Origin of the sequence: Kitasatospora sp. NPDC056800, from assembly GCF_042789775.1 — a bacterium.
Classification (GTDB): Bacteria; Actinomycetota; Actinomycetes; order Streptomycetales; family Streptomycetaceae; genus Kitasatospora.
Window position 1 is genome coordinate 19,459 of sequence record NZ_JBHUAL010000111.1, and the last position, 10,826, is coordinate 30,284.

At 73.2% G+C, this 10,826-nt stretch carries 9 protein-coding genes; 7 read left to right on the top strand and 2 right to left on the bottom strand.

The genetic code is table 11. From position 1 onward, the window contains the following. Window positions 1-95 precede the first annotated feature (95 nt). Together ACFRQN_RS23420 and ACFRQN_RS23425 are read left to right on the top strand one after the other, a co-directional pair. The gene (locus ACFRQN_RS23420; protein WP_049651301.1) at window positions 96-1,664 is read left to right on the top strand and encodes a PucR family transcriptional regulator; all 1,569 of its coding nucleotides are present in this window, start codon (window positions 96-98) and stop codon (window positions 1,662-1,664) included. 180 nt (window positions 1,665-1,844) lie between these two features. Continuing rightward, complete coding sequence (locus ACFRQN_RS23425; protein ID WP_049651300.1) at window positions 1,845-3,287, top strand: aldehyde dehydrogenase family protein; 1,443 nt, start codon at window positions 1,845-1,847, stop codon at window positions 3,285-3,287. Between the two features lie 130 nt (window positions 3,288-3,417). On the opposite strand, the gene ACFRQN_RS23430 is transcribed toward ACFRQN_RS23425, so the two are convergent. Further along, window positions 3,418-4,086, bottom strand: coding sequence for an NAD(P)H-binding protein (locus ACFRQN_RS23430; protein ID WP_117487826.1), 669 nt, complete (start codon window positions 4,084-4,086; stop codon window positions 3,418-3,420). Window positions 4,087-4,154: 68 nt separating this feature from the next. Here ACFRQN_RS23430 and dxr point away from each other — a divergent pair, with 68 nt between their 5' ends. The 5 genes from dxr to ACFRQN_RS23455 all read left to right on the top strand — a co-directional run bounded on the left by dxr (window position 4,155) and on the right by ACFRQN_RS23455 (window position 9,785). Then, window positions 4,155-5,396: a 1-deoxy-D-xylulose-5-phosphate reductoisomerase gene (gene dxr, locus ACFRQN_RS23435; RefSeq protein ID WP_380741864.1), complete on the top strand. Its 1,242-nt coding sequence runs from the start codon at window positions 4,155-4,157 to the stop codon at window positions 5,394-5,396. Between the two features lie 69 nt (window positions 5,397-5,465). Next, window positions 5,466-6,770, top strand: a complete 1,305-nt coding sequence (locus ACFRQN_RS23440; RefSeq protein WP_049651297.1) for an RIP metalloprotease — start codon at window positions 5,466-5,468, stop codon at window positions 6,768-6,770. A gap of 143 nt (window positions 6,771-6,913) precedes the next feature. After that, window positions 6,914-8,074 (top strand): flavodoxin-dependent (E)-4-hydroxy-3-methylbut-2-enyl-diphosphate synthase, encoded by a 1,161-nt coding sequence (ispG, locus tag ACFRQN_RS23445; protein WP_049651296.1) that lies wholly within the window; start codon window positions 6,914-6,916, stop codon window positions 8,072-8,074. A gap of 208 nt (window positions 8,075-8,282) precedes the next feature. Continuing rightward, window positions 8,283-9,158 (top strand): GNAT family N-acetyltransferase, encoded by an 876-nt coding sequence (locus ACFRQN_RS23450; RefSeq protein WP_049651309.1) that lies wholly within the window; start codon window positions 8,283-8,285, stop codon window positions 9,156-9,158. A gap of 78 nt (window positions 9,159-9,236) precedes the next feature. After that, window positions 9,237-9,785, top strand: a complete 549-nt coding sequence (locus tag ACFRQN_RS23455; RefSeq protein WP_049651295.1) for a GNAT family N-acetyltransferase — start codon at window positions 9,237-9,239, stop codon at window positions 9,783-9,785. 38 nt (window positions 9,786-9,823) lie between these two features. Here ACFRQN_RS23455 and ACFRQN_RS23460 read toward each other — a convergent pair whose 3' ends face one another. Beyond that, complete coding sequence (locus tag ACFRQN_RS23460; protein WP_380741866.1) at window positions 9,824-10,741, bottom strand: aminoglycoside phosphotransferase family protein; 918 nt, start codon at window positions 10,739-10,741, stop codon at window positions 9,824-9,826. Between the last annotated feature and the right edge of the window lie 85 nt (window positions 10,742-10,826).

Sequence of the window (10,826 nt, forward strand, 5' to 3'; positions counted from 1 at the left end):
GCGTCCATAATGAAGGGGAGAGACCCTCACCAGTCCCACGTCCCTCTCCTCGCCCGGCCGCAACGGCGCGGTCAGGTCGATCCTTCGAAGGTGCCATGCCCCCCACACTCGCCTCCGTCGTCCGCAACACGTCGCTCCATCTGACGGTCCTCGCCGGTGCGGATCACCTGGAGCGGCCGGTCCGCTGGGTGCACACCAGTGAGCTGGACGACCCGACGCCGTTCCTGGAGGGTGGTGAGCTGCTGCTCACCACCGGTATCAAGCTGGGCCGTACGGCGGCGCAGTTGCAGGCGTACGTGCACCGGCTGGCCGACGCGGGGGTGGTCGGGCTGGGGCTCGGGGTGGGGTTGTCGCACACGGAGGTGCCGCAGCCGCTGGTGGACGCGGCGGCGCAGCGCGGGCTGCCGTTGCTGCGGGTGCCGGAGCCGACGCCGTTCATCGCGATCAGCAAGGTGGTGTCGGCGGCGCTGGCCGCGGAGCAGTACGAGGCGGTGACGACCAGCTTCGAGGCGCAGGAGGAGCTGACCCGGGCGGCGCTGGGCAAGGACGGCACGACGGCGGTGGTGCGCCGGCTGGCGGCCCGGCTGGGTGGCTGGGCGGCGCTGTACGACGGGTCGGGCGCGCTGTCGGTGGTGGCGCCGGACTGGGCGGCGCGACGGGCGGGGCGGCTGGCGGCGGAGGTGGACCGGCTGCGTCGGCGTCCGGCGCCGTCGAGTGCGGCGTTGCAGGGGCGCGCGCCGGGGATAGACACGGCGGACGAGGACTACGTGGTGGTCCAGTCGCTGGGGGCGGACCGGCGGGCCCGGGGCTTCCTGGCGGTCGGGACCGAGGACCGGATCACGCCGACCGAGCGGTACGTGCTGAACGCGGCGGTGGCGCTGCTGACCCTCACCCTGGAGCGTTCGCGGGAGCTGCGGCAGGCCGAGGAGCGGATGGGTGCGGCGCTGCTGCGGATGGTGCTGGCCGGTGAGGTGGCGACGGCCCGCCAGGTGGCGGTGGGGCTGTTCGGGGGGCTGCCGGAGGGGACGATACGGGTGCTGGTGGCCGGGGCCGGTCCGGCCAACGCGGATGCCGCGGAGGCGCTCGGGGAGCTGGGCGACCGGGCCGAGCAGGCGGGCGCCCGGGTGGGCGAGAAGCTGCTGGTGGCGCGGGAGGACGGTGCGCACGGGCCGCGGCTGATGGTGCTGGCGCTGGACAACGGCGCGGTGCACCGGGCCTGTCTGGGCGCGGTGGAGGAGCACGAGGGCCTGTCGCTGGGCGTCTCGGCGCCGGCCGCGCTGGAGGAGGCGGGGACGGCGAACGCGCAGGCGGAGCGGGCGCTGGCGGTGGCGCTGCGCGGTGGCCGCCGGTCGGTGGACCACGAGGAGGTCGGCGCGGGGTCGCTGCTGCCGCTGCTCGGCGAGGACGCGGTGACGGCCTTCGCGGAGGGGCTGCTGCGGCCGTTGCGGGAGCACGACCGGACGGCCCGCGGGGATCTGGTGGCCTCGTTGCGGGCGTGGCTGTCGCGGCACGGCCAGTGGGACGCGGCGGCGGCGGACCTGGGTGTGCACCGGCACACGCTGCGCTACCGGATGCGCCGGGTCGAGGAGCTGTTGGGCCGGTCGCTGGACGACACGGACGTGCGGATGGAGCTGTGGCTGGCGCTGCGCTCCGGCGAGGAGTGAGGCGCCGGCGGGGCGTGGGGTTCCGGCGGCCCGCGGGGCGCCGGTAGGACGCGGTGGAGTGGCCCCGGGGGCGAACGCTCCTAGTCGGCCAATCCGGTCGGCGCGCCGCCGCGCCTACCCTCAAAACCGGGTCCCACGTCCGTGGGCCGTAGGACAGACGAGGAGAGGGCCGGTACCACGGTGACCACCACGTACGATTTCTGGCTCGCCGGCCGCCGGGCGAGCGGTGACGCCGACTTCGAGGTGCACAACAGCTGGGACGGCCGTCTGGTCGGCAAGGTGAGCATCCCGACCGAGGCGCAGGTCGAGGAGGCGCTGGACGCCGCCGTGGCCGCGCTGCCGGTGTTCGCCGCCACCCCGGCGCACCAGCGTGCCGCCGCCCTGGACCACGTGGCCAAGCGGCTGACCGAGCGCACCGAGGAGCTCGCCCAGCTGGTCAGTGCCGAGAACGGCAAGCCGATCAAGTGGGCCCGCGGTGAGATCGGCCGCGCGGTGTCGGTCTTCCGCTGGGCCGCCGAGGAGGCGCGCCGCACCAACGGCGAGACCATGCGGCTGGACACCGACCCGGGCGGCGTGGGCCGTTTCGCGGTGGTGCGCCGTTTCCCGCGCGGTGTGGTGCTGGGGATCGCCCCGTTCAACTTCCCGCTGAACCTGGTCGCCCACAAGGTCGCCCCGGCGATCGCGGTCGGCGCCCCGATCATCCTGAAGCCGGCTCCGTCGACCCCGCTGTCGGCGATGGTGCTGGGCGAGATCCTGGCCGAGACCGACCTGCCGGTCGGCTCCTGGTCGATCCTGACCGTGCCGAACGACCGGATGCCGGCCCTGGTGCAGGACGAGCGCCTGCCGGTGATCTCGTTCACCGGTTCGGACAAGGTCGGCTACCAGATCATGGACTCGGTGCCGCGCAAGCACTGCACCCTGGAGCTCGGCGGCAACGCCGCGGCCGTGGTGCTCGCCGACTGGTCCTCGGAGGCCGACCTGGACTGGGCGGCCACCCGGATCGCGATGTTCGCGAACTACCAGGGCGGCCAGTCCTGCATCTCGGTGCAGCGGGTGATCGCCGACGCCTCGGTGTACGACGCGCTGGCGGAGAAGGTCGTCGCCAAGGTCAGGGCGCAGGTCACCGGTGACCCGGCCGACGACGCGACCGACGTCGGCCCGCTGATCGACGAGAACGCCGCGAAGCGCGTCGAGTCCTGGGTCGAGGACGCGGTCGCCAAGGGCGCCAAGGTGCTCACCGGCGGCACCCGTGAGGGTGCGACCTACGCCCCGACCGTGCTGGCCGACCTGCCCGGTGACGCGATCCTGGCCAAGGCCGAGGTGTTCGGCCCGGTGCTGTCGCTGCACAGGGTGGACGGCGTGGACGAGGCCTTCGCGGCCGTCAACGACTCGGCGTTCGGTCTCCAGGCGGGCGTGTTCACCCACGACCTGCAGACCGCCTTCCGCGCCCACCGGGAGCTGGAGGTCGGCGGTGTGATCATCGGCGACGCGCCGTCCTACCGTGCCGACCAGATGCCGTACGGCGGTGTCAAGGACTCCGGTGTCGGCCGTGAGGGCGTCAAGTACGCGATGGACGACTACACCGTCGAGAAGGTCATGGTCCTGACCGGTCTCGACCTCTGAGACCTCTGAGACTCAGAGACCTCTGAGATCGCCGGGGCCGTGAGGCCCCTGGCCGACGCGGTGTCGTCGTAGGCGGGAGGGCCCGGTTCGCCGAACCGGGCCCTCTTCGCGTTCGCGCCCCGGCGCGGGCTCAGCCGTCGTGTCCGGCGGCCGCCGCGACCGCCTCCTCGACGGTGGCGTTCCCGGCGACCAGCTCCAGGGTCAGCCCGGCGGTGCCCGGTTCGCGCAGCAGGGCGGCCAGGACGGCGGCGACGTCGGCCCGGTCCACCGCGCCGCGGTCGACGGAGGGGGCGAGCCGGACCAGGCCGGTGCCGGGGCCGTCGGTGAGCCGTCCGGGGCGCAGCACCGTCCAGTCCAGCGCGGTGCGGGCCCGGACGGCGTCGTCGGCGGCGCCCTTGGCCCGCAGGTAGGTCTCGAAGACCTCGTCGGCGGGGAAATGGGCCTGGGCGTCGGCGGCCATCGCCGAGACCATCAGGTACCGGCGGACCCCGGCGAGTTCGGCGGCGTCGGCGAGCAGCACGGCGGCGTCCCGGTCGACGGTGTTCTTGCGGGCGGCGCCGCTGCCCGGTCCGGCGCCGGCGGCGAAGACCACCGCGTCGGCGCCGGTGAGCAGTGCGGCGAGCCGGGTGGCGGTGGCGGCCTCCAGGTCGAGCAGCAGCGGCTCGGCGCCGGCGTCGACGAGGTCCTGGGCCTGTTCGGGGCGGCGGATGATCCCGGCGGGGCGCTCGCCGCGGGCGGCGAGCAGCCGTTCCAGGTGGAGCGCGATCTGTCCGTGGCCCCCGGCGATGACGGTACGCATGGTCCGACGGTAGTCCGAAGGGTCGGAAGTCGTCCTGGGGAGTGCCGCGAACAGGACACAATGGGCGCATGACTTCGCTCGCCCACCCGCAGCTGCGTTTCACGCCCACCGTGGCGGACCCCTCCGGCCCCCGGGAGCTGGTGATCCTGGGTTCCACCGGGTCGATCGGCACCCAGGCCATCGACGTGGTGCTCCGCAACCCGGACCGTTTCCGGGTGGTCGCCCTGTCGGCGGCGGGCGGTCGGGTGGACCTGCTGGCCGAGCAGGCGGTGCGGCTGGGCGTGCACACCGTGGCGGTGGCCGATCCGGCGGCCGTTCCGGCGCTGCGCGAGGCGCTGGCCGCGAAGGCGGCGGGCGGTGCGCTGCCGACCGTGCTGGCGGGCCCGGACGCGGCGACCGAGCTGGCCGCCCTGGAGTGCCACTCGGTGCTGAACGGCATCACGGGGTCGATCGGCCTGCGGCCGACGCTGGCCGCGCTGAAGGCGGGCCGGGTGCTGGTGCTGGCCAACAAGGAGTCGCTGATCGTCGGCGGTCCGCTGGTGAAGGCGGTGGCGAAGCCGGGCCAGATCGTGCCGGTGGACTCCGAGCACGCGGCGCTGTTCCAGGCGCTGGCCGGCGGTACCCGGGCCGAGGTGCGCAAGCTGGTGGTCACCGCGAGCGGCGGCCCGTTCCGCAACCGCACCCGTGAGCAGCTGGCCGGGGTGACCCCGCAGGACGCGCTGGCGCACCCGACCTGGGCGATGGGCCCGGTCGTCACGATCAACTCGGCCACCCTGGTGAACAAGGGCCTGGAGGTGATCGAGGCGCACCTGCTGTACGACGTGCCGTTCGACCGGATCGAGGTCGTGGTCCACCCGCAGTCGGTGGTGCATTCGATGGTGGAGTTCACCGACGGTTCGACCCTGGCGCAGGCCAGCCCGCCGGACATGCGGATGCCGATCGCGCTGGGCCTGGGCTGGCCGGACCGGGTGCCGGACGCGGCCCCCGCCTGTGACTGGACCAGGGCCGCCACCTGGGAGTTCTTCCCGCTGGACGACGAGGCCTTCCCGGCGGTCGAGCTGGCCCGTGAGGTGGGCACCCTGGGCGGTACCAACCCGGCGGTGTTCAACGCGGCCAACGAGGAGTGTGTGGAGGCGTTCCTGAAGGGCCGCCTCGCTTTCACCGGAATCGTGGACACTGTTGCCAAGGTCGTGGCCGAGCACGGTCAGCGGGACGGCGCTCCGGCGGCGGGAACTTCCCTGACGGTCGAGGACGTCCTGCACGCGGAGGACTGGGCGCGCGCCCGGGCCCGCGAGCTGGCGGCCGGCTGACGGTCGACCGACGACCCCGATTGCGGTAGGACGAGACGATGAGCGGAGCGGCATGACGGAGGACCAGCGGTGGCAACGGTTTTGACGGTGGTCGGCATCCTGGTCTTCGTCATCGGGCTGCTCGTCTCGATCGCCTGGCACGAACTCGGCCACCTCTCCACGGCCAAGCTGTTCGGCATCCGGGTGCCCCAGTACATGGTCGGCTTCGGCCCGACCCTCTGGTCGCGCCGGAAGGGCGAGACCGAGTACGGCATCAAGGCGATCCCGTTCGGCGGGTACATCCGGATGATCGGGATGTTCCCGCCGGGCGAGGACGGCCGGATCACCAAGCGCAGCAGTTCGCCCTGGCGCACCATGATCGAGGACGCCCGCGAGGCCTCCTACGAGGAGCTCCAGGAGGGTGACGAGAGCCGGCTCTTCTACACCCGCAAGCCGTGGAAGCGCATGATCGTGATGTTCGCCGGGCCGTTCATGAACCTGGTCCTGGCGTTCGGGCTCTTCCTGACCGTCATGATGGGCTTCGGCGTCTCGATGACGGTGCCGACCATCGGCTCGGTCGCCCAGTGCGTGGTCAAGGCGGGCCAGCCCACCGACACCTGCCCCGCCGACGCGCCCAAGACCCCGGCCAACGAGGTGGGGCTGCGCCAGGGCGACAAGGTGCTCTCCTTCGACGGCGACCGGATCCGCGACTACGACCAGCTCCAGGCGGACATCCGGAAGTCGGCCGGCAAGCAGGTGGCGATCGTCGTGGAGCGCGGTGGCGAGCGGCTCACCTTCACGCCCACCATCGCCGTCAACGACGTGCAGAAGTACGACGGCAAGGGCGTGCCGCTGAAGGGCCAGACCGTGCAGGCCGGGTTCCTCGGGTTCACCCCGAAGAGCGAAACCGTCCAGCTCGGCTTCGGGCAGTCGGTGGACCGGATGTACGACATGGCCGAGAACGGGGTGAAGTCGCTGGCCGCCCTGCCGGGCAAGATCCCCGGGCTGTGGAACGCCGTCGTCGGCGACGCCCCGCGCGACCCGGACTCCCCGGTCGGCATGGTCGGCGCGGCCCGAGTCAGCGGCGAGGTCTTCTCGCTCGACCTGCCCGCCACCCAGCGGATCGCGTTCTTCGTGAACCTGCTGGCCGGCATCAACCTGTCGCTCTTCCTCTTCAACATGCTGCCGCTGCTCCCGCTGGACGGCGGGCACATCGCCGGCGCGGCCTGGGAGGCGGTCCGGCGCCGCTTCGCACAGCTGTTCAGGCGGCCCGACCCGGGCCCGTTCGACGTCGCCAGGCTGATGCCGGTGGCGTACGTGGTGGCCAGCATCTTCATCGGCTTCACGCTCCTGGTGATGGTCGCCGACCTGGTGAACCCGGTGAAGATCAGTTAGGGCGTTCGGGTACCACGGGTGTGCTGGGCGCCGTTGCGGTGCCGTACCGTGGAGGCCGGGTGCGCGATCGTCAGCGCGCCCGGCCTCGGCCGTGTCACGGCCGGGCGGTCGACCACACCTCAACCCCGGGGAACCCTGCGCACATGACCGCGATCTCGCTCGGTATTCCGTCCCTGCCGCTCAAGCCGCTGGCCAAGCGCCGCTACTCCCGGCAGATCATGGTCGGCAACGTGCCGGTCGGCGGCGACGCCCCGGTCTCGGTGCAGTCGATGACCACCACGGTCACCTCCGACATCAACGCCACGCTGCAGCAGATCGCCCAGCTCACCGCGTCCGGCTGCCAGATCGTCCGGGTCGCCGTGCCCACGCAGGACGACGCCGACGCGCTGCCGATCATCGCCAAGAAGTCGCAGATCCCGGTCATCGCGGACATCCACTTCCAGCCCAAGTACGTCTTCGCCGCGATCGACGCCGGCTGCGCCGCGGTGCGCGTGAACCCGGGCAACATCAAGCAGTTCGACGACAAGGTCGGCGAGATCGCCAAGGCCGCCAAGGACGCGGGCGTGCCGATCCGGATCGGCGTCAACGCCGGTTCGCTGGACAAGCGCCTGCTGGAGAAGTACGGCCGGGCCACCCCGGAGGCGCTGGTCGAGTCGGCGCTGTGGGAGTGCTCGCTGTTCGAGGAGCACGACTTCCGCGACATCAAGATCTCGGTCAAGCACAACGACCCGGTCGTGATGATCAACGCCTACCGCCAGCTCGCCGCCGCGTGCGACTACCCGCTGCACCTCGGCGTGACCGAGGCCGGGCCGGCCTTCCAGGGCACCATCAAGTCGGCGGTCGCCTTCGGCGCGCTGCTGGCCGAGGGCATCGGCGACACCATCCGGGTCTCGCTCTCCGCCCCGCCGGCCGAGGAGATCAAGGTCGGCAACCAGATCCTGGAGTCGCTCGGGCTGCGCGAGCGCGGCCTGGAGATCGTCTCCTGCCCGTCCTGCGGGCGCGCCCAGGTGGACGTCTACAAGCTCGCGGAGGAGGTCACCGCCGGGCTGGAGGGCATGGAGGTGCCGCTGCGGGTGGCCGTCATGGGCTGCGTCGTGAACGGCCCGGGCGAGGCCCGCGAGGCCGACCTCGGGGTCGCCTCCGGCAACGGCAAGGGCCAGATCTTCGTCAAGGGCGAGGTCATCAAGACCGTTCCGGAGTCGAAGATCGTCGAGACCCTGATCGAGGAGGCCCTCAAGCTCGCCGAGCAGATGCAGGCGGCGGGTGTCGAGGCGGGGGCGCCGACCGTGGTCGCCGGGGAGTGAGGGGCCGCGGGGGGAGCGGCCCCCGCGCAGCGTGTTTCCGACAGCCGTAGGTTGTCCTGACCGTGCGGGAGCGTCCGCGCGGTGTTTTCCGGAAGCGGGGCCGTCCGTTCGCGGACGGCCCCGCGGCCGTAGCCGGGTGGGGCCACGGAGTAGGGTGCGGCCAGAGTCGTCTCAGTGAGGTGCTGTCCCGATGCTCGATCGCGGTGTGATGCTCCCGAGCTCCTTCCAGGCCGCCCGGGCCCTGGCCACCACCCGCGTGCTGGAGCCGCCGGACCTGCCGGAGGCCCTGGAGATCCTCCACCGCGACCCGGTGGCCAACGCCTTCGTCGCGACCAGGGTCGAGGCCGTCGGGCTGGACCCGTGGCGGCTCGGCGGGGAGATGTGGGGCTGGTACGACGGGGACGGCGTGCTGGGCGCGCTCTGCTACGCCGGGGCGAACCTGGTCCTGGTCGACGCCGGGCCGGAGGCGGTCGCGGCGTTCGCGGAACGGGCCCGCCGCCAGGGGCGGCGCTGCTCCTCGATCGTCGGGCCGGCGGCGGCCACGGCGGCCTTCTGGGCGCTGCTGGAGCGCAGTTGGGGCCCGCCCCGGGACGTCCGGGCGCACCAGCCGCTGATGGCGACCTCGGTGCCGTCGGCGGAGATCGCGCCGGATCCGCTGGTGCGGAGGGTGCGGCGCAACGAGGTCGAGACCCTGATGCCGGCCTGCGTGGCGATGTTCACCGAGGAGGTGGGGGTGTCGCCGCTCGCCGGGGACGGAGGGCTCCTCTACCAGGCCCGGGTGGCCGAACTCGTGTCCACTGGACGGTCGTTCGCGCGGTTCGGCGAGGACGGGCAGGTCGTCTTCAAGGCGGAGATCGGGGCGGTGACGGAGGGGGCCTGCCAGATCCAGGGGGTCTGGGTCGCTCCGGAGCACCGGGGGCGGGGGCTCTCCGAGACGGGGATGGCGGCGGTCCTGGAGGTCGCGTTGCGGGAGGTGGCGCCGGTGGTGTCGCTGTACGTCAACGACTTCAACCTGCGGGCCCGGGCCGCGTACCGGCGGGTGGGGTTCCAGGAGGTCGGGGCGTTCATGAGCGTGCTGTTCTGAGCGGCCCGTTCGGGCCGCGCGGGGCGCTGTTGGGATCTTCGGCCGCGCCGCGGGGCCGCTGGTAGTAACGTCCGGAGCATGGATCAGCTGACCGGGGTGACGATCGGGGCCATCGACCTCGCGGACTGGGCGCCGCAGGCGCTGGAGGTCCAGGCGGTGGCGTTCGGGCTGACGCCCGAGGAGGTCGCGGTACGGCTGCACATCGTGGGGCGGCACGCCCAGCAGCCGGGGGTGATCGCGCTCGGGGCGATGAGCGGGGGGCGGCTGGTCGGGTTCGGGTACGGGATGCCCAACCAGCGGGAGCACTGGTGGAGCACGGTGATCGAGCCCTACCTGGCCGCCCGCGGGTACGGGGACTGGCTGGACGGGGTCTTCGCCGTCACCGAACTGCACGTGCTGCCGGAGTTCCAGGGGCAGGGGGTCGGTTCGCGGATCATCCGGACGCTGTGCGAGGGGTCGGGGCTGGAGCGGAGCATCCTCTCGGCGATCGACGCGGAGACGCCGGCGCGGCGGCTCTACCGGGCGCTGGGGTACCGGGACCTGGCGCGGGCGGTGCGGTTCCCGGCGACGGACCGGCTGTACGCGGTGATGGGGGCGCCGTTGCCCCTGCGGGGGGCCGGGGGGTAACTGCCTTCGGGGTGAGGGGAGTTGGCGGGTCCCGCGGGTCAGAGGGCGTCGGCGAACTCGAGGTAGAGCTCGGCGTCCTCGCGGCGGTCCGCGGTGAGGGCACGGAGCGCGAGGTCGACAGCGCGGAAGAGGGTCCAGCCGCGGAGGCGGTCCTGGTCGACCTCGAGGGCTTCGGAGAGCCGGCCCAGGCGGCGGCGGACGGCGGCGGGGGCGCCGGGGGAACCGAACAGGGTGTCGGCGCGGTCCAGCGCCAGCCGGGCCAGGTCGTAGGCGCGTTCGCCGGCCAGCGGGCGCGGGTCGACGGCCAGCCAGGGGGCGCGGTCGGCGGCCAGGACGTTGCCGTGGTGGAAGTCGCCGTGCAGGAGGAAGGACTCGTCGGCGGAGCCGGCCAGGCCCCGTGCGGTGTCCAGGGCCTCGGCGATCAGCGGCCGCGCCTCGGCGGCGACGGGGTGGGGGAGTTCCGCGAGACGGGCGGCGGCGTCGACCCGCTGGGAGAGCCCGGGGAACGGGTGGCCCTCGGGGAGATCCGTCCAGAGGCGGTGCAGCAGGCTGGTGGCCTCCAGCATGGCCTTGGGCTCGGCGAGGGAACGCAGCGGGATCCCGCCGTGGAGGCGTTCGAGCAGCAGGACGCCCTCGGCGGGGGCGGAGTCGAGCAGGAGGACGGCTCCGCGGCCGGCCCAGTGGGCCAGGGCGGTGTGCTCGTGGACGGTCTCGGGGGTGGGGAAGCCGATCTTGAGGACGGCGGGGGAGAGGTCGTCGCGGTGGACGTACGCGACGAGGCTGAGGCTGCCGCCGGGGTCGAGGACCCGTTCCAGGGTGAGGTTCCAGGCGGCCAGGTGGGCGGCGGTCCTGGCGGGGAGGGTGGCGAGCCAGGGGTGGGCGGCTTCGCCTTGGGTGGCGGTGACGCTGTGCGTCAGCCAGGTGGGGACGGTGATGGTGGGTTCGGCTCCCGACATGGGTCCATTGTGGGGGTTTGGGGTGGGGGGTGGGCTCTCGGGAGGGTGGGTGGCGGGGGTGGCTCCGGGGGTGGTCGCTCCGGGG